The sequence below is a fragment of the Silvanigrella aquatica genome (assembly GCF_001907975.1).
Taxonomy (GTDB): Bacteria; Bdellovibrionota_B; Oligoflexia; order Silvanigrellales; family Silvanigrellaceae; genus Silvanigrella; species Silvanigrella aquatica.
On sequence record NZ_CP017834.1, the window covers coordinates 3,252,525 to 3,273,210 of the forward strand.

At 33.6% G+C, this 20,686-nt stretch carries 18 protein-coding genes; 5 read left to right on the forward strand and 13 right to left on the reverse strand.

What is annotated here, in order from left to right:
* The first annotated feature begins 22 nt into the window (after positions 1-22).
* The 5 genes from AXG55_RS13900 (at position 23) to AXG55_RS13920 (ending at position 8,560) form a co-directional block, all read left to right on the forward strand.
* Entirely contained in the window at positions 23-1,561 is a 1,539-nt protein-coding gene (locus tag AXG55_RS13900) for a class I SAM-dependent DNA methyltransferase (protein WP_148698701.1), read from the forward strand.
* Positions 1,558-2,802, forward strand: a complete 1,245-nt coding sequence (locus tag AXG55_RS13905) for a restriction endonuclease subunit S (protein ID WP_148698702.1) — start codon at positions 1,558-1,560, stop codon at positions 2,800-2,802. Before AXG55_RS13900 ends, AXG55_RS13905 begins: the two co-directional genes overlap by 4 nt.
* On the forward strand, positions 2,799-6,179 hold the full coding sequence (locus tag AXG55_RS13910; RefSeq protein ID WP_148698703.1) for a DEAD/DEAH box helicase family protein: 3,381 nt from the start codon (positions 2,799-2,801) through the stop codon (positions 6,177-6,179). Before AXG55_RS13905 ends, AXG55_RS13910 begins: the two co-directional genes overlap by 4 nt.
* Before the next feature lie 13 nt (positions 6,180-6,192).
* Positions 6,193-7,149 carry a COG2958 family protein gene (locus AXG55_RS13915; RefSeq protein ID WP_148698704.1) on the forward strand — a complete coding sequence of 319 codons (957 nt, stop codon included), beginning with the start codon at positions 6,193-6,195 and terminating at the stop codon, positions 7,147-7,149.
* 997 nt (positions 7,150-8,146) lie between these two features.
* The gene (locus tag AXG55_RS13920; protein WP_148698873.1) at positions 8,147-8,560 is read left to right on the forward strand and encodes a DUF4442 domain-containing protein; all 414 of its coding nucleotides are present in this window, start codon (positions 8,147-8,149) and stop codon (positions 8,558-8,560) included.
* A gap of 50 nt (positions 8,561-8,610) precedes the next feature.
* Here AXG55_RS13920 and sucD read toward each other — a convergent pair whose 3' ends face one another.
* From sucD to AXG55_RS13985, 13 genes are all read right to left on the reverse strand, one after another.
* On the reverse strand, positions 8,611-9,492 hold the full coding sequence (sucD, locus tag AXG55_RS13925; protein ID WP_148698705.1) for a succinate--CoA ligase subunit alpha: 882 nt from the start codon (positions 9,490-9,492) through the stop codon (positions 8,611-8,613).
* A gap of 24 nt (positions 9,493-9,516) precedes the next feature.
* Complete coding sequence (gene sucC, locus AXG55_RS13930; RefSeq protein ID WP_148698706.1) at positions 9,517-10,695, reverse strand: ADP-forming succinate--CoA ligase subunit beta; 1,179 nt, start codon at positions 10,693-10,695, stop codon at positions 9,517-9,519.
* Between the two features lie 159 nt (positions 10,696-10,854).
* Complete coding sequence (locus tag AXG55_RS13935; RefSeq protein ID WP_233231248.1) at positions 10,855-11,160, reverse strand: DUF3135 domain-containing protein; 306 nt, start codon at positions 11,158-11,160, stop codon at positions 10,855-10,857.
* Positions 11,161-11,376: 216 nt separating this feature from the next.
* The gene (locus AXG55_RS13940; protein ID WP_148698708.1) at positions 11,377-12,447 is read right to left on the reverse strand and encodes a chorismate-binding protein; all 1,071 of its coding nucleotides are present in this window, start codon (positions 12,445-12,447) and stop codon (positions 11,377-11,379) included.
* 15 nt (positions 12,448-12,462) lie between these two features.
* A complete protein-coding gene (locus AXG55_RS13945; protein WP_148698709.1) occupies positions 12,463-13,443 on the reverse strand; it encodes an RluA family pseudouridine synthase in 981 nt (326 codons plus the stop codon).
* Positions 13,444-13,473: 30 nt separating this feature from the next.
* Positions 13,474-14,223, reverse strand: a complete 750-nt coding sequence (locus AXG55_RS13950) for a helix-turn-helix domain-containing protein (RefSeq protein ID WP_148698710.1) — start codon at positions 14,221-14,223, stop codon at positions 13,474-13,476.
* Positions 14,224-14,227: 4 nt separating this feature from the next.
* Positions 14,228-15,415, reverse strand: a complete 1,188-nt coding sequence (locus AXG55_RS13955; protein ID WP_148698711.1) for a nucleotide-binding protein — start codon at positions 15,413-15,415, stop codon at positions 14,228-14,230.
* 165 nt (positions 15,416-15,580) lie between these two features.
* Complete coding sequence (locus AXG55_RS13960) at positions 15,581-16,042, reverse strand: cytochrome C oxidase subunit IV family protein (RefSeq protein WP_148698712.1); 462 nt, start codon at positions 16,040-16,042, stop codon at positions 15,581-15,583.
* Positions 16,043-16,059: 17 nt separating this feature from the next.
* A complete protein-coding gene (locus tag AXG55_RS13965; protein ID WP_148698713.1) occupies positions 16,060-16,725 on the reverse strand; it encodes a cytochrome c oxidase subunit 3 family protein in 666 nt (221 codons plus the stop codon).
* Positions 16,726-16,727: 2 nt separating this feature from the next.
* Entirely contained in the window at positions 16,728-18,380 is a 1,653-nt protein-coding gene (locus AXG55_RS13970) for a cytochrome c oxidase subunit I (RefSeq protein WP_148698874.1), read from the reverse strand.
* A 71-nt stretch (positions 18,381-18,451) separates the two neighbouring features.
* A complete protein-coding gene (gene coxB / locus AXG55_RS13975) occupies positions 18,452-19,441 on the reverse strand; it encodes a cytochrome c oxidase subunit II (RefSeq protein WP_148698714.1) in 990 nt (329 codons plus the stop codon).
* A gap of 12 nt (positions 19,442-19,453) precedes the next feature.
* Positions 19,454-20,314 carry an SCO family protein gene (locus AXG55_RS13980; protein WP_148698715.1) on the reverse strand — a complete coding sequence of 287 codons (861 nt, stop codon included), beginning with the start codon at positions 20,312-20,314 and terminating at the stop codon, positions 19,454-19,456.
* Between the two features lie 17 nt (positions 20,315-20,331).
* Positions 20,332-20,679 carry a hypothetical protein gene (locus tag AXG55_RS13985; RefSeq protein ID WP_148698716.1) on the reverse strand — a complete coding sequence of 116 codons (348 nt, stop codon included), beginning with the start codon at positions 20,677-20,679 and terminating at the stop codon, positions 20,332-20,334.
* Positions 20,680-20,686: the final 7 nt, after the last annotated feature.

The window sequence follows — 20,686 nt, forward strand, 5'->3', positions numbered from 1 at the left end:
ACGATTACAGTTAGGATAGAAGATGCTTACAGGTGAATTAAGAAATCAAATCGACAAAATCTGGGACTCCTTTTGGACTGGTGGAATTTCAAACCCACTAGAGGTTCTTGAACAAATTACATATTTACTCTTCTTACGACGCCTTGATGATCTTCAAACACTTGAAGAGAACAAAGCGACCCGCTTAAAAAAATCCATGGAAAAACAAATTTTCCCCAATGGAAAAGATCAAAAAGGTCGAAACTACCAAGATTTGCGTTGGTCGCGTTTTAAAAACCAATCTCCCGCAGAAATGTTTACGGTGATTAGCGAACATGTATTTCCTTTTCTTCGAAATTTGGGTGGCGATGGTTCTACGTATTCAGGTCATATGAAGGACGCTCGTTTTACGATACCAACACCTGCATTGCTTGCAAAAGTTGTTGATTTACTCGATCAAGTTCCTATGGAAGATAGAGATACCAAAGGCGATTTGTATGAATATATGCTCGGTAAAATTGCGACAGCAGGTCAAAATGGACAATTTCGTACTCCAAGACACATCATTCGTTTGATGGTTGAAATGATGAAACCAAATCCCAAAGATGTGATTTGCGATCCTGCTAGTGGCACATGCGGTTTTTTAGTGGCAGCCAGTGAATATTTACGCGAAAAACACCCTGAAATACTAAGAGATGCAAAACTAAAAGATCACTTTCATCACAAAGCTTTTCATGGTTTTGATTTTGATAGCACCATGTTGCGTATTGGTAGCATGAATATGCTTTTGCACGGTGTAGAAAACCCCGATGTTTTGTATCGTGATTCTCTGTCACAAGATCATTCCGATGAAGAAGAAAAATACACGTTACTTCTTGCAAATCCTCCCTTTGCTGGTTCTCTTGATAATGAAAATGTCGCTAAAAATTTACAACAAGTGGTGAAAACCAAAAAAACCGAATTGTTATTTCTTGCCCTTATTTTACAGCTTTTAAAACCAGGAGGACGTGCTGCTGTCATTGTTCCCGATGGAGTTTTATTTGGCTCCAGTAAAGCACATAAAGAGTTACGAAAAATGATTGTGGAAGAACAAAAACTCGATGCTGTTGTTTCTTTACCTGGCGGTGTTTTTAAACCTTATGCCGGTGTTTCAACCGCAATTTTATTTTTTACAAAAACAAATTCTGGTGGAACTGACTCGGTTTGGTTTTACGATGTTAAAGCGGACGGTTGGAGTTTAGATGACAAACGTACTCCTTTATTAAGTGAAGATAAACTTGGTGCCACATTACAAGTTAAATTAAATAGTGATGAATTAAATAAAAATAATTTACCCGATGTGCTTAATCGTTTTGAAAAAAGAAATACAGAAGAACGAAAACGCAAACGTACCGAACAAAGTTTTTGTGTTCCTAAAAAAGATATTGTCGCTCAAGACTACGATTTAAGCTTAAACCGATACAAAGAAGTTGTGCATGAGGAAGTAGAACATCGTGCTCCTTTAGAAATTCTTGCAGACCTTGCGAAATTAGAAACCGAAATTCAGCGAGGGATGAAAGAGTTAGAAGGGATGTTGGGATGAAATATGTAAAATTAACTGAAGTATGTAAATTATTGTCTGGCTTTGCTTGGAGCGCATCTAAGTTTAATTCCAATAATTGTGGCGTACCCATAATAAGAATTCAAAACGTTGATTCAAAAAATGAAAAGGAATTCTTATATTGGGATCATGAATATAATGAAAAATTTGTCATTAATTCTGGAGATCTACTTCTTACTTTATCAGGTAGCTTTAGAGTTGTTGAATGGAGCGGGCCAAGAGCTCTTTTAAACCAACGTATAGTTAAATTAATTCCAAACGAAAATAAAATTTCAAGATCTTGGTTATTACATTCACTAAAAAGCAAACTTCTTCAGATAGAGCACATGGGTAAACACGCGCTTGTAAATAATGTTTCTCTAGAAGATCTTCAAAAATTGGCACTTTATCTCCCTCCTCTCCCAGAACAAAAAAGAATTGCAGACATTCTTGATCGCGCTGACGAACTTCGCACAAAACGCCGCCAAGCTATTGAGCATCTGAATGAACTTAAACAATCTATTTTTTTGGATATGTTTGGGGATCCTGTTGAAAATGATCGAAAATGGGAAACAAAAAAAATATCTGATTTTGTTTTAGGTTTTGAAAGTGGAAAAAGTATAGTTGCTGATGATAATGAAGATAGCAGCTCCAAATACCGTGTATTAAAAGTTAGTTCGGTGACAAAACTTCAATTCGCACCTGATGAAAGTAAACCGTTACCTCCAAATTATACGCCTCCACCAGCACATATTGTACATAATGGAGATCTTTTATTCAGTAGAGCAAATACTTCTGAATTAATTGGTGCAACTGCATATGTATATTCAACTCCAAATAACTTAACTTTATCTGATAAATTATGGAGATTTATTTGGTACTCATCAATAAAAGCAGATCCTTTTTATGTTTGTCATCTCTTTCAACAACCAAAATTTCGTTTTGAAATTGCAAGGCGAGCCACTGGTACTAGTGGATCAATGAAAAACATAACTCAAGATAAGGTTCTTTCTATGCTCGTCGGCCATCCAAAAATTAACTTACAAACTAAATTTGGAAAGTTAATTTATGAAATTGAAAAAACAAGATTAAAACAAATTAATCATTTAAAATTAATTGACGATCTCTTCTCCTCCCTCCAAGACCGCGCCTTTAAAGGCGAACTTAGTAAAAACGATTCCTTAGAAAGTATTTTAAAAAACCATGCAAAAAAACAAAACAAACAACCAGAGAGCCAATTATGAGCAACTTTTCTTTTCTTCAAGCAGATTGGGAGTTCCTATACGAAGCAGCAAATAAAGCAGAAAATTCGATACATCATGATCCACGAACGTCTTGTTTTTATACTAGACGTTGTCTTGAGCTTGCTGTTTCTTGGTTATATAAGTTCGATAATTCTTTAAGCATGCCCTACCAAGATAATTTAAGTTCCCTTATCCATGAAAAAACATTTAAAGACCTTGTTGGCGAAGCATTATTTCAAAAAATGCGGATCATTACAAAACTAGGTAACAACGCTGTTCATAGCAGTAGAGAAGTAACAACCAGAGACGCGATATTAACTGTAAAAGAATTATTTCACATATGTTATTGGCTAGCGCGGGGGTATAATAAATATCAAAAACTACCTGAATCATTAATGTATAATGATTCTTTAGTCCCCCAAACGATTCTCGTTCCGAAAAAAACAATTGAACAATTAAAAACATACGAAACCGAATATCAAGAACAAAAAGAAAAAAATTCAAAATTAATAAATGATAAAACAAATTTAGATTCTGAAATTGAAAAATTAAGAGCAGAAATAGCAGAAATTAAAAAGCTAAATTCGGCAAGAATAGATACCCATGATTATTCCGAAGAACAAACGCGAGATTATTTTATTGATCTCTTATTAAAAGAATCAGGTTGGTCTTTAGGTAATGAAAAAGATCGAGAATATAAAGTAACAGGCATGCCAAGCAATTCAGGCGTTGGGTATGTTGACTATGTTTTGTGGGGGGATGATGGCAAACCACTTGGCGTTGTCGAAGCTAAACGTACTAAAAAAGATCCACAAATAGGGAAAGAACAAGCAAAACTGTATGCCGACTGCTTAGAAAAAGAACATGGTGTGCGTCCCGTTATTTTTTACACAAATGGCTACGATCATTATTTGTGGGATGATTTAAATTATCCTCCAAGAAAAGTTCAGGGTTTTTATACAAAACAAGAACTGCAACTCTTAATCCAGAGACGTAACACAAAAAAATCTATAGTTGATGCAGAAATAAATGATGAAATTGCAGGCCGTTATTATCAATACCGTGCCATAAAAAAAATATGCGAATCTTTTGAAAAAGAAAAAAATCGCAAAGCTTTGGTTGTCATGGCCACAGGAACAGGTAAAACGAGAACTGTTATTGCTCTGTGCGATGTTCTTATGCAAAGTAATTGGGTAAAACGAGTTTTGTTTTTAGCGGATAGAGTTTCGCTTGTAAAACAAGCTTTAAATGCGTTTAAAAAATTTCTGCCAAATTCTTCGCCTGTTAATTTAATTGAAGACCATGCAGGACAAGGGCGTGTGTGTGTTTCAACTTATCAGACTATGATGGGATTAATTAACGAAACAAATGAAGAAAAAAGAATTTTTACCCCAGGTTATTTTGATTTAATTATTGTAGATGAAGCACACCGTTCCGTATATCAAAAATACAAACATATTTTTAGTTACTTTGATTCGTTGCTTGTGGGGCTTACCGCTACTCCAAGAAGTGAAATAGATAGAAACACTTACGATCTTTTTGATCTCCAAGAAAATGTTCCAACAGATGCCTATGAATTATCTATTGCTATAGAAGAAAAATATTTAGTTCCGCCTATTCCTACTTCTGTTCCTACATGGTTTTTACGAGAAGGAATTAAATACAATGAACTTTCAGATCAAGAAAAACAGCAATGGGATGAAATAGAATGGAGTGAAGAAGCAGATGAAATAAGACCACAAACCATTGATGCTAGTGCTCTCAATAACTGGCTCTTTAACGTGAATACCGTAGATAAAGTTTTAGAATATTTAATGACGCGAGGTATTTGTGTAAATGGAGGCGATCGAATTGGAAAAACAATTATATTTGCAAAAAACCAAGCACACGCAAATTTTATTGCGGAGCGTTTTGATGCAAATTATCCACATTTTAAAGGTTCATTTGCCAAAATTATTACCCATAGTACAGCCTATGCACAAAATATTTTGGAAGACTTTTCGATAAAAGAGAAAGAGCCGCATATAGCCATTTCTGTAGATATGCTTGATACAGGGATAGATGTTCCAGAAGTTGTGAATCTTGTCTTTTTTAAAATGGTCAGATCAAAAACCAAGTTTTGGCAAATGATAGGTCGTGGTACACGCTTATGTCCTGATTTATTTGCTCCAGGCAAAGATAAAGAAAATTTTTATATTTTCGATTATTGTCAAAACTTAGAATTTTTTGGACAAAATCCAGAACTAAAAGAACCTTCCGTTCAAAAGTCTATTTCACATCGTTTATTTACTACAAGGCTTGAATATATTCAAAGTTTAAATAATGATGCCAATTACATTGGAATTATTGATGACACAAAAAAGGAACTGCACAAAGAAATAGCGGCAATGAATGTAGAGAATTTTGTAGTCAGGCACTATAGAAAAAGTGTTGAAAAATTTGCTAATTTTGATTCTTGGAAAGAATTATCTGAAGATGATTATGAAGCCCTGTCTGACGAAGTTGCTGGGCTACCATGTGAATTAGAGGCAGAGCCTCAAGAATTAAAAAGATTTGATATTTTAATGTACCAAATGCAAATATCTATATTAAACGATCAATCAGAATATCAAAAATATTCTGAAAAATTAATTTCAATTTGTAATTTACTTCAAGAAAAATCGAATATACCTAGCGTAGCTAAACATATGGATCTTATAATAGACATTCAAAATGAAGAATGGTGGCAAGATATCAACATTCCTATACTTGAAAATACAAGAAAAAATCTTAGAAATTTAGTTGTCTTTATTGAAAAATCTCAAAGAAGAATTGTTTATACCAATTTTGAGGACATAATTGATGAAGGTACAATTGTTCCTATTCCAATTTCAGGGGAAAATAGTAACTTTTCTGCTGAGGGAAATTTAGAAAACTTTAAAATAAAAGCACAATTATTTTTAAAAAAACATTTAAATCATATTTCAATTCATAAAATTAAAATGAATGTTCCTTTAACAAAAAAAGATCTTTTAGAAATTGAAAAAATATTTATTGAAAACAATATTGGAAACGAAGAGTCTATTCATCTAATTTCACAACAATCGGATGGCCTTGGTGTATTTATTCGAAGCCTTGTAGGATTAGATAAAGAAGCAGCTAAAAAAGCTTTTTCCTTATTCTTAAATGGTAAAACATTAAGTAGCAGTCAAATTAATTTTATAAATTTAATTATTGATCATTTAACTTCTAAAGGTAACATGGATCCTAAATTACTTTATGAATCACCATTTACAGATCTAAGTAATAAAGGACCTGAAGGAATTTTTAATATAAAAGAAATAGATCATATATGTGAAATTTTATCTATGATTCATAAAAATGCAAAAGTTGCTTAAGTAGGAAAATACTATGACTCAGGAAGAAACTTATGCGGGACTAAAATTAACCCAAAAAACTTATGACTTTTTAAAACAGCACTCAGACAATAAATATACTGCAAATGAAATTGCTGCGTGGATTTTTAAAAATTATCCAAAAGAATGTCTAGAAAAACAAAATAGATCGACAGCTCAAATCATGCCTTTAAATAATGACAATGCAATTGTTAAGCAAATTACGGCCGAGATTGCAGCTAAACGGCCACGCTTACAAAATCAGCATCCTCAAATTAAGACAACCGAAGGTCGGCCAAAAAAATATTACTATACGGAACAAAGCGATGCTGTTGAAATTATAAAAGCAGAAGAAAATTCATTTAAAAGTGAAGAAACTCAAAATGAAAATCAATTAAGTGAAAAAGATCTTTACCCTATTTTATCAGAATATTTGTGGTCAGAACTAGAGATATATAGCAAAATAATTAATGAAAAATGTTCAAAAAATTCTCGAGGACCAAATGGGAACAAGTGGCTTTACCCCGATGTTGTTGGCATGCAAGACTTAACACAAGGCTGGCTTCGTGAAGTTAAGGACTGTGTCAAAGTTTATTCGGATAAAGAAACAAAATTATGGTCTTTTGAAGTTAAAATTCTTTTGAACCGATCAAATGTTCGTGAATCTTTTTTTCAGACAGTGAGTAATTCTTCTTGGGCTAATTTTAGTTATTTAGTTGCTTCAGAAATAGAAGAAAAAACCCTATCAGAACTAAGAATGTTATCCAGTTTACATGGGATTGGATTGATTAAGCTTGATATAGAAATTCCTTCGGAAAGCCAAATTTTAATTCCAGCTAAAGAGCGATCTGATGTCGATTGGAGCAGTGCAAATAGAATAGCCGACGAAAATAGTGATTTTTTAGAATATATAAAGTTAATTAAGCAAGCATATCAAACTGGAGAAGTAAGAAGAAAAGATTGGGATCATTGAAAAGTTTAAATATATATCTTGCCGATAAGGCGTATATAGATAAAAAAACAAAGCACATTTTATAAATGATTGTCTCAGAATTGCATACCTCGATTAAACTTTCAAAATCAAAAAAGAGCTTTCTTTTGATTTTGAAAGTTTAATATTGGAGCCTAACAAAAACTAACAATTTTTAAATTCCGCAAAAATTGTAGCAAATACCACAATGATTAGCAGCATTGCAAATACTAAAGTTGTTTATAATTTAAAATGGCCATTTTTTACAATATATCCTTCTAATCAGCACTTAGCAAAAATAACATTTTTTTGGACTAATAAAAATGAGGGATATACAGATAAATTTGGTATAGTATATGACCTTAGTTGTATTTATTGTAATAATTTTGTAAATTTATTATGCAGGAACACCAAAGTTTATTTATGAATCAAATGAGGAGCTTTTCCAAATAAAAGAACTTTATGAAATATTAAATATACATAAAATAAATATTAATATTATTTTTTATAATATGTTACATTTTACTAAAAAAAATAAAAAATCCATTAGAATTAATATCAAAAAATCTTATTCCAATGATTTCAACTCACATATAAAAAAAATAAAATAGTATTAATTAGTTAAAATTAAACAGCACAAATGAAATTGAAGCTATCCATAAAAAATTAATTGAAATTTTATAAAAATTAAATTTAAGTATTAAAAATTCAAATTTTAACACAGTCTAAAGTTAATGAAGAGGAAGATTATAGTAATATTGATGAAATCTTTCAATATTCAATCACTTATCTCAACCAAGCTCAACCAAAAGTTGATCACATTATAGCTGATATTTTAAAAATTGGTTCTGATTTAAGTAACATAAAATTTGACATAGTTTTCATAAATTAATTATGATATAACTTCTATGCAGTTTAATTTATAATTAAAAAGGAACCTATTGTGGACTTACTGGAAATTCTCAAATCAAAGCTTCCTGCGGAATACTTATTTAAAACTATGAGTTTATGGCCACCATATTTAGGAGCGGGAATAAAAATAACCAATATTAGCAAAGACTTTCTTATGCTCGATGTGGCTATGAATTTAAAATGGTACAATAGAAATTTCGTAGGCACCCATTTTGGAGGCTCCTTATTTTCAATGACCGACCCTTTTTATATGCTTATGCTCATAAAAAGTCTAGGTTCTGAATATATTATTTGGGATAAAGCTTCTAAAATTGAATTTATTAAACCTGGTAAAGGAACAGTTAAAGCTCATTTTGAATTTACACAAGATGAAATTGATGAAATTAGACAGCATGCTGAAAGTAAAAAGAAGTATTTATTTAATAAAGAAGTTTTTATTTTTGATGAACAAGGTGATATTATTGCAAAAGTAGAAAAAACTTTATATGTAAAAAAGATATAAAGTTTCAATAAGACATAATAAAAAAAAGGCAGAATTTCTGCCTTTTTAAATTACTTACCTAATGCTTTTTTCAAAGTGATTCCCATATCTGCAGGGCTCATAGCCACATGCAATCCACAGGATTTCATAGCTTCAATTTTTTCTTCTGCAGTTCCTTTTCCGCCGCTGATAATTGCGCCCGCATGCCCCATACGTTTGCCTTTTGGAGCTGTTTGACCAGCAATAAAGCCTACCACAGGTTTTTTCATGTTTCTTTTAATCCATTCAGCAGCTTCAATTTCCAAATTACCACCAATTTCACCAATCATAATAACAGCATCGGTGTCTGGATCTTGTTGGAACATCTCTAGAACTTCAATAAAACTTGTACCATTAATAGGATCGCCACCAATGCCCACGCATGTGGATTGACCAATTCCTAAAGCGGAAGTTTGCCCCACAGCTTCATAAGTTAACGTTCCAGACTTACTGATAATCCCAACACGGCCTGGCAAGTGGATATGTCCTGGCATAATTCCGATTTTGCACTTGTCACCAGGAGTGATCACACCAGGACAGTTTGGTCCAATTAAACGCGTACGACCACCTGCGTTGTTAAGTGCTTTTCTCACTCTCAACATATCGAGTACAGGAATGCCTTCTGTGATGGCAACAATCAATTCAATACCCGCATCAATGGCTTCTAAAATAGAATCTGCTGCAAAAGGAGGGGGTACAAAAATCATGGATGCATTGGCACCTGTTTTATGCATAGCTTCTGCAACAGTATTGAATACAGGTCTATCTAAAACAGTAGAGCCGCCTTTTCCAGGCACCACACCGCCAACCAACTGAGTTCCATACTCTGCACATTTTTCAGAGTGAAATTTTCCTGCGCTTCCTGAAATACCTTGGCAAATAAGTTTAGTTTGTTTCCCAACGAGAATTGACATATTTTTAATCCTTTTAATCTTTTGTTACTTTACAGCATTGACAATTTTTTGCGCACCATCACCCATGGATGAAGCACTTAAAATATTTAATCCAGATTCACTAAGAATTTTTTTACCAAGTTCTACGTTGGTACCTTCAAGGCGAACGACAAGAGGAACTTTTAATCCGAGTTCTTTAGCTGCGGCAACAATACCGTTTGCAATAACATCGCATTTCATAATCCCACCAAAAATATTTACAAATATTCCTTTTACAGCATTATCACGAAGAATAATACGGAATGCTTGTGTTACGGTTTCTTGACTTGCTCCACCGCCCACATCTAAAAAGTTGGCAGGTTGTCCACCTGTTTGTTTAATTATGTCCATAGTTGCCATAGCAAGACCAGCACCATTTACTAGACAACCGATGTTACCCTCTAACGAAACATAACTTAATCCATATTTAGATGCTTCTAATTCTCTAGCATCATCTTCTTCATAATCGCGAAGATCTGCAATATTTGGATGCCGAAACAGAGCATTTTCATCAAAACTCATTTTGCAATCAAGGATTGCTAATGTTCCTTTTTTAGTCAGAACAAGTGGATTTATTTCAACCATAGAGCAATCATATTCTAAAAATGCTTGGTATAAACCTTTTAAAGTTTTTGCAAAATCTTTGGCAAGAGGAGTTCCTAAACCAAATCCTAATGCGAGACTTAATTTACGTATTGTAAAATCGTGTAAGCCCACAGTGGGATCGATATCTGCGGTGATGATTTTTTCAGGATGTTTTTCAGCAACTTCTTCAATATCCATGCCACCTTCTGTTGATGCCATAATACCAATAGAAGCCGTTTCACGATTGACTACGAGTGCAAAATAATACTCTTTATCAATATCACAACCTTCAGCAACAAGTAATTTATTTACTTTTTTTCCTTGTGGTCCCGTTTGATTAGTGACAAGAGTCATTCCCAACATTTTTTCCGCAGCTGCATAAGCTTCATCTGGAGTTTTTACAAGCTTCACACCACCCGCTTTTCCACGACCACCGGAATGAACTTGTGCTTTTATAACAGCGACTCTTCCCTCTTTTCCACAAGATAAACTGCGCGCTGCCCATTCTGCTTCTGTTGCAGTGTATGCCAGCTTCCCTAGGGGAATACTTAAACCAAAACGGGAAAGGAGTTCCTTTGCCTGATACTCATGAATATTCATGAAACTCTCCAAAATTAAAAAGACCATTTAATGAAACGGGCACCAAGCCCCACTTGTTCCTAAAGACAATTGTCTCAACAGTGAGCGACTTTACATTTATTTTTAAGGGAGATAAAGGGGGGCGAATTCAAGTAAATTGAATAAATTCGAGGAAAGTTTTTAGGAGTTGTTTATTTTATTTTCAGCAAATTCTTTTAATGATTTTGAAAAACTTGTTAAAGTACTAGATAAGGAGCGAGATTGTTTATGAAGTTCTCTCATCTGCTCTTTCATAAGATTGCTCAATATAGATAATTTATTATTTTGATTTCCTGCTTTTTTAAGCTCAGCATCAATATATTCTTGAAACATATATGCTTCTTCTCTTTTCTCTTCAGGCAGAGTTTGAAAATAATCATTTCTTTTTTGCAATGCTTTCAATAAGTCAGGCGAGTGAAGCTCTACATACCTATTTTCTTTGTCCAAAAAAATCTCCTTCAGCGGCGCATACCGTAAGTGTACGCAATTCTATAGTGCTATAAAAAAACGCTGATTTCTAGTGTTTTTTTGAAAAATACAATGCTTTTATGTGATTAGATAAAAAATATTTATTTACAAAAAGCACGTAAATATTTAATTTTTTTGATTATTTATTTTTTAATTATCACGTATTGTTATAAGAATTATTAAAATTCTTATAAATCAAAGACCTAAACTATATTTGATAGCATCCATTTTTGACTCAATTTCTTGCCACTCTAAATTGATATCACTTTCTAAAATAACCCCTCCGCCTGCACATATTTTAACAATATTGTCTTGCCACTGCATGCCCCTAATCGTGCAAATACATATGGAATTATTTTCATCTAATATAATTCCAAAAGGAGCAGCATAATACCCTCTATTTAATATTTCCTCTTTTGTTTGTGGTAACCAGTTGCCTTGACTGTTTTTAGGCAAAGATCCTACGGCAGCCGTTGGATGAATTTCTTTTAAAAATTTTTCAAACTGAAAAGGAAAATTCTCTTTAAGTTTAACTAAAATATCCGTTTTTAAATGTATCAATTTAGGCAATTCTAAAATTTTAGTTTCTCCAATAGAAACCATTCCAAATTGAGAAAGAGAGTGTTTCAAACCTTCAATGACTAACAAATGTTCTTTTTGCATTTTTTGATTATTTACAAAGGCTTCTTTATTTACATTTTTTGCATTTGGAACTGTTCCTGCAAGTGCAATCGTTTGAACATAACAATCATTCTGTATAAATAATAGCTCAGGTGTTGAACCAATAAAACCATTAAATTGATTCCAATATCCGTAAATATAAGTTGAATTTTGATTTTTATTTTCAAGTAAACTTTTAATTAAATAGACTTTATTTTTTGTTGATATTAAAGATTGCCCATTCAAAGAAGAATAAGGGACACCTTTTTTTAAATAGCCAGTATCAATAGCATTTTTTATTGATTCAAACTGATTAATATAATTTTTTTTACTTAATTCATTCCATGATATTTGAGGTTTTTCAGAGAACTCTTTTGAAATTAATTTAAGCATTTCAGAATAGCTTATTTCAAAAAATACTTCTCCTTTAAAATACGGTGAAGAATGATTCATATAAAAATCATTTAAATAAAAATAAGGCGGATTTAAAATACATTCATTATTTTTAAAATCACTTTGATGAGTCATTACATAAATTTTATTCTCGGAAGGAATACCAATAAAGCATCCACAATTCCAAAAATTTTTTATCAAATTATCATTCATTAATTAAAACCTTTTTTATTGCAAAAGATTTAAAATATTTTGAAAATCATCAGGATAAGGAGCATCAAACCCCATATGCTCACCTGTAAGAGGATGCTTGAAACCAAGATGAACTGCGTGTAACATTTGTCGTATTGCATTTTTGCTAATTAAAGCTAATAATTCTTTATTAGCTTTAATTGTTTGTGGAGTTTTTGCATAAAGAGCATCACCAATAATACCGTGGTTTATAGAGCTCATTTGTACACGAATTTGATGTGTTCTACCTGTATATAATTGACAAGAAACTAATGAAATTAAATTCTGACAAATATTCTTTATTGTTGCGTAATTCAAAATTGCTTTTTTACCTACACCCATTTCCTGAACAGAATATTTGAGCCGATTTTTAGGATCGCGGCCATGCCAAGTTTCAATTTTACCCTCTTTGGGATTTAATTCTCCATACACGATAGCATGATAAATTCGTATTTGTGAATGATCCGCAAATTGCTTAGATAATTGAGTTAATGCTAATTGTGATTTTGCTACAACCATCACACCGCTCGTATCGCGATCAAGTCTATGAACAATTCCTGCTCGAGAAGGAGCTCCCAACGAAGGGAGCGTAGCACCACAATACCCTAAAATCGCATTTACAAGAGTTCCCGAATGAACGCCCGCCCCAGGATGAACAACCATTCCTGCAGGTTTATGAATAACTATTAAATGCGCGTCCTCATATAATATATTTAATGGAATATTTTCGCCAATAGGATTCGGGTTAATTTCTGTTAAAAAAGAGGTATTTAATTCAATAATTTGATTTTTTTTTAAACGAAATGAAGACTTTTGAAATTTTTGATCTACTTTTACTTTATTGTTTTCAATGAGTTTGGAAGCAAAAGAACGGCTTGGAATCAAATCAAACATGCGGGTGATGAAAATATCGAGACGCTCGTTTTCAAATTCTTCTGGAACATTCAACTGAATAATTTCACTCATTTCGTTTGCCATCCCGCAATGTTTTGCCTTGGGCTGACAAAACTAACTATTTTTAATCAACCTTTTTTGGGCTCTATAAACATCCATTAATGCTTCAACAAGATCCTTTCTGTCAAGCCCTAAATAATTTAAATAAGAATTAAAAAATCCTTTAGCATAAACTTCTGCAGGTAATTTATCAAAACAATCATTTTCAATAGCGTCTAAATATAATCTACTCACTTTAATTTTATTTGACATTTCTTCAATACTGACATGCATTTTATCTCTAAGAATTTTTAGCAATCCTCCCGATATTTTTTCATTTTCAGAAATATATTTTTCGAGTTCTTTTATTTTATCAGGTTTTTTTGCCATTAAAGCTGTAACCCTTTTTGAATTTGGGGTTTTCATATTCATAATACTATCTATTGGACGTTTGATATTTTCTTTTATAATTGTAGGTTTTGGTTGTTCTTTAAAAGCTTCTTTTTCTTGATAAAAATATACAATATTGGTTTCTTTTTTTGGTTTATTACGCGATTTATTAGAATTAAATTTAGGTAAAAAAGAAGAAGAGATCACAACTTCTTCAGAATCACGTGCAGGATCTTCGTCTAAATAGGTTATTAACTCCTGAAATGCTTTTTCAATTTCTTCATATGTAATATGATAAGCATTACCAAGAGTCATTTGCTCATCAAGATTTTTTCTCGTATTTCGATAAGCAATTTCAATTTTATTTAGTGACATTTCACCGTCACTAAGACCAAGCACTTCAAAAGGATTTTTTCTTTTACTTAATGTGTTCATATTTTCAACCAGCTTTTTCTATATTATCCTTTTTATCATCCTGAATGAACATTTTAGTTATTTTATCTGTAATTTGATTGATATTTACCGCAATCGCAGATAAGGGATAGTCCAAAATAAGTGGCCTTCTCACTCTTACCGACTTCCATACGGCATCGTCATATCTTGTTGATCCTAGAAATTGAGAGGAAAATCCAAAGTAACGACTGCAAATCACAGACATGGACTCTCCCAAATCTCTATCTTCTTTCGTACGCACTTGATTCATAATGATACCAATATTTGTGGCTTCAATCATTTCTTTTATCAATTTTCCGACTTCTCTATTTTTTTGAGAAAAGGAAACCAACTGTGAAAAAGGGGTTTCTGAACTTCGGGGGCTTGAGATTCTTTGTAAAAGCTCATTTTCAAGTGCCTCATCTATTTCAAATCCCTTGCATATACTTTGAATTTTCCTATATAAAACGCTTTTCATAAATACATAAGCATTCTCAATACTCGTCGGCTCAGGAGCAACGACTAAAATACCTCCATGGGAAAAAATAAAAAAATCGAGAGTGTGGATGTGCGTTCCCGCACCTAAATCTAAAAAAACATAATCCGCATCAAGTTCTTGAAGCTTGGATATTAATTTTATTTTTTGTGAACTTTGCGGTTTAATTTGCTGCCAAAACTCCTGCCCCCCGCCATATAAAGTAAGATTAGGAAGACAACAGGGGATACCCGTTTCTTCTAACGTCGAAACATTGCCATGAATGAAATCAGAAATCCCTGAACGTGGCGTGGGAACACCTAAGCACGTATGTAAATTGGCAGCCCCTAAATCAAGATCAACAACAGAAACTTTATAACCAAGAGTAGCTAATCTCACACAAATATTTGCAGATAAAAAACTCTTACCAATGCCGCCTTTACCGCCTCCTATAGAAATTATTTGAGGAGAATGCGAAGTGCTCTTAGAATCAGTTAATTCTTTTTTCGAGGGCTGTGTATGACTATGTAAATCCGCTTTTTCAGATTGATTTAATGGTGCAAAACTTTCAGATTCATTTATATTTGGGATATAAGAATCATTAAAGTTGTTTTCTGTAATCTTTTTATTTTGGTTATTATAATAAGCTTTAATAATTCTTTCTGTAAAATCAGATGATTCTTTTGTATTAAAAATCCCCTTTGCAACAGTCTTTAACATGCCATGCCACCTTGAATAAAGTTCGGAATTTTCTATATTATCGGATATTTATTTAATTGCTGTGAGAAATTTTTTGCAGTGCTATTATTTCATTGTCAATTTAATTTGGTATTTTGTAAAATGAGTATTTTTGGGAAAGCAAGATTCTATTAATTGAGTAAGTTTCTACTTTTTTTCTTGCTCATTATCAAACTTCGGACCCGCAGGAGAATAATTTCCGTTTTGATCGACTCCTCTTAAAACTCGAATTCCTTCATCTTTATGAAAGTAATCTCTTCCTCTCAACTCTAATAAGGTAATCGTAAAGAAAAGAAGCATAAATAAAATAGCGGAGCCAAAAACAAAAGAGTAAAATTTATCTTCATGAATTAATTCCATGAAAAAAACGGCCACTAAAACCATTTGAATCATAGCAACAATAAGTAACAATAATGTAACCCAAAATCCAGGAAGGGGTAATCTGGATATGCCAATATTTATGAAAATCATAACAAGCAAGGCCGCAAACACAGCAAAATATAACTTAATAGAGAGTAGCTCATGCCCTTTTTTATGATTTTCAGAATTCGCAGATGACGAATTTTCAGAGCTCTTATTTTTAATTGATTTAAGTAAACGCTTAAACATAATTCACACTCCTTCTGTTACTTTGAAAGATATAATAATGGAAATACAAAGATCCACACAATATCCACAAGGTGCCAGAACAAACTCGTATTCTCTAACGCAACATAATTTTCAGAATTAAACTCCCCTTTTACTATGCGCACAAGCATCCACAACATAAGCCCCAATCCCACGACAATGTGCATAGCATGCATACCCGTCATGACGTAGTAAAGACCGAAAAAAACGTGTGCCATAGGATTTTGGATAGGAGCTTCTGCTATAGGATGGAAGTATTTTCCAGGAAAATATCCTTCATGAAAGTGCATTCCCCATTCTGCTCCCTTAATCGCAAGGAAGACAAAACCACATACCATTGTCGCAAGTAAAAATTTAGCTGCGGCGCTACGATTATTGGAACGCGTCGAACGCACGCAAAGACTCATTGTAAGAGAGCTGACAAGAAGAATAATGCTGTTAATAGTACCCAATCGCCAATCCATGGAAGATTGACCCAAGGCAACAGCCTCGGGATACATGAATTTAACATAGCCAAAAGCACAAAAAAGTCCTGAGAAGAACAATAACTCCTGAGCCATAAATACCCACATACCGAGTTTACCGGCCGAGGTTTGCTGCTCCATTGTTTTAAAATGATGTGCTTGATACTTTGGATGAGAAGCACCGTGGTCTTGATGACTCATAATTAATGTTCTCCTGCCTTAGCTGGTTTGACAAGCTCATCAAACTCATAGGGACCATGTGACGAAATAGGCTGTTTTTCAAAGTTATGTTCGATAGGGACAACAGCAGTATCTGTCCAATCGATAGATTTCGCTCTCCAAGGATTTGATCTGGTTTCTTTTTCACCATAAAAAATGGAGTGAAGCCATGTAAAGAGAACAATGAAAAGTCCAATGGCCAATACGAAAGAACCAATGGAAGAAAGAAGATGAAAATTATAATACTCGGGTAAATAATCGTAATAACGACGTGGCATACCACGAGTTCCCATAACAAACTGAGGGAAAAATGTAAGGTTAAATCCAATAAATACAACAACAGAACTGATAATGCCCCAAGTCTCGCTGTATTTTTTACCCGTCATTTTAGGCCACCAATGAAAAACAGCACCAATCCAAGCAATAATTGTTCCACCCATCATCACATAGTGAAAGTGCGCCACAACAAAGTAGGTGTTATGCAAATGGACATCGGTAGAAAGTGCGCCTAAAAATATTCCTGTTAATCCACCAATTAAAAATAAAAATAAGAAAACAAATGTATAACACATCGGTGTTGTAAAGGAGATAGAACCTTTATACAGAGTTGCTACCCAACTAAAAACTTTAATAGCCGTAGGTACAGCAACACCATAAGTTAATAAAGAGAAAAAGACAGAAGCTAATGCTGATTGACCGCTTGTAAACATATGATGTCCCCAAACAAAAAAGCCAATAACAGCAATACCAATACTTGAAATAGCAACAGCTTTGTATCCAAAAATACTCTTACGTGAGTGCGCTGTGATCATTTCGCTAACCAGTCCAAATGCAGGCAAAATCATAATATACACAGCAGGGTGCGAATAAAACCAGAAAAAGTTTTGAAATAAAATAGGATCTCCGCCTAAAGTAGAATCAAAAATTCCAATTCCTAATAAACGTTCAATTGCAACTAATATTAAAGTAACACCTACAACGGGAGTTGCTAAAACCTGAATGACACTCGTTGCGTAAATTGCCCAAACAAAAAGAGGCATGCGTACCCATGTCATTCCAGGCGCTCGCATTTTATGAACAGTTACAATGAAGTTAACACCCGTTAAAATGGAAGCAAAACCTAAAATAAACGCACCAAAAACTGCGGCAATAACTGAAGTCGAAGTTTGAGTACTGTAGGGAGTGTAAAATGTCCAACCTGTATCTAATCCCCCAAATGCCACGGTATAAACAAGAAATAATGCGCCCACAATATACAAGTGATAACTAATTAAATTTAATTTCGGAAAGGCAACATCTTTTGCACCTATCATTAAAGGTAACAAAAAGTTTCCAAGAGTCGCAGGAATTGAGGGAATAATGACAAGGAAAACCATAATTGCGCCATGAAAAGTAAACGCTTCATTATAATGATCTGCGCTAATCATGTATGAAGTAGCGGTCGCATCGGGAATACGCACTTGCATAAGCTCAGCACGTAATAACAATGCAAATAATCCGGCAACTAAGAAAAACACTCCAATTGAGACAAAATACATTATTCCAATACGTTTGTGATCTACAGTAAATAACCAGGACATGAATCCTTTTTTTGCATTTAAATAATTCGATCCCGCATCGTGATGAGAAGTCAGCATATCTGCAAATAATACTGGCTTAACATGATCTCGTTTTTCCATAAGAAAAGCTCCTAAAAATCCAAATAATCTTATTCTTTAAGCGATTTTATATATTCAGCAAGAGCACTCAGCTCTTTATCGTTCAACTGCCCTTGATATGAAGGCATTATCAGGGCGTAACCAGGGACGCCGCGATAATTCGGTTCCAGAATTGATTTACGAATATAATTGTCATCAAATTTAATTGTTTCTTCTTTGTTACTTGGCGGTATTAGGATTTTATGATCTGTGCCATATGCTCCGTACAAAGGAGGACCGACCAATCGTGTTCTTTCTTTTGTTACGCTATGGCAAGATGCGCACGCGCCTTTTCCTTCAAATATTTTCTTACCTAATTGTGCAGGTGTGAGGCCGGCACCTTGAGCCGCAATCATTTGTTTTTGATATTCTTCTTCGGATACAACTCTAACGTAACGAACCATTTGTGAGTGTTTTGTACCACAATATTGAGTACATAAAATGGGATAATTACCTTCTTTTTCTGCTTTAAACCAAAGTTTAGTATACATAGTCGGAAGAACATCACGATTTATTCTGAAATCGGGAACGTAAAACCCGTGAATAACATCTGCCGATGACATTGTTAAAAGCACGGCTTTATTTACAGGAACAAAAAGATCTGATGTTTCTGCACCCGTTTTGACATCTAAAAATGACCAGTCCCATTTACGGCCTGTCACACGGACTTCCATGGCATCCTGTGGTGGTTGGTTTAAGGAAACCCAATCACGAAAGCCCCAAATAAAAATCACAATAAATAAAATTCCTGGAATAACACTCCAAATAATTTCTAATTTGGTATTCCCATGAATATCTGGAGTTTTTTCGCCTTCTTTCTTTTTTCTATACTTCCAGGCGAAATACACCATAAAGCCAACAACAACTATAAAAAAGAAAACAGAAAGATAATATATAAAATAAAACAAAGCATCCTGACCACCTGTCAAAGGTGAAGCATTTTGCGGCAACCAGAATGATCCTTGCCACGATGTACTCTCTGGCATTGCTGTTGCTGACACGTTCCTTACTCCCTAATTAACCTTCTTGCGCTTCTCGCGCCAAAAAAAGTAACCTAAAATTAAAATTAATAATAAAACAGTTATTGATGCGGCTATTCTCAGCATTCCCATTGCAAATGCGTCATATTTTCCTGTTGTGGAATTATAGTGAAAACAAGTTAATAAAACTTGATCTGCTGCAGATCCAATTTTATTTTTTGATGCGTCCATTAAAGCAAATTTCACATCCCTTGATTTATACGAAATTCCGTAAAGATAACTTGATATTTTTGCATCAGGAGTAATAAAAAAAATTGCAGCAGCATGCGCAAATTCTTTACTCGCAGGATCATAGCGATAATAAAAACCAATTTGATCGGTAAGTTTTTTTATATTTTCTTCATTGCCAATATAAAACTTCCAGTCACCCTGCTCTTGATTTGTTAACTTAATATATTCTTGCTGTCTTTGTTTTGCAATATCAGGTGTGTCCGTAGGATCAAAGCTTACCGTAACGGCACGAAAATCTTTGCCAATAGGCCAATTCATTTCGTGAAGTGACTTAGCAAAATTTATAAGTTGAATAGAACAGAGAGTAGTACAACGATAATAATTCAAGGTAAGAATAACGGGTTTACCATTTGCAAGCATGTCGGAAATTTTAGTTACTTTTCCATCTTGATCGGTAAAGGTAAGATTAAGATCTAAAGTATCTCCTAATTTTTCTTTTATGCTAACACCCTGCATAACCTGAGGAACTTCGTTCAAAGGCATTGCGGTTGATAACGCTCTTTTTTGAGCAGGCATTGCCATTCTTTCATCAAAAGCATGAACCACATTTATTAAAAATGTAGAGCCTAATGCAATAATGATGAAAAAAAAGAGACTTTTCAAAATAATTATTCCTTTTATCAATGACCATTGTGTTCTTTTACGACGAGTTCCATAGCTTGCGATATTGGAATTTGATAGTTTCCGTTATCTAATTTTTTATATGATGATAGTATTTCTTGTTGATTTTTTTCATAATTCAATAATGTTTCGTTACCCATTCCGGTAATCGTTTCATGAGAAAAAGATTCCGTTGTTTTCCAAAGAAATGTATAACAAAATAATGCAATAAGAACCAGTAAAACAAAAGATGAAACGACAATCACAGCTGTTATCAACACGGGCGGACGATCGGGTTCATCTTCATCAACACTGTGGGAAGGATCTGAAGACAAATTTGATGGAATACTTTTAATATATTTTAACATTTCAAAC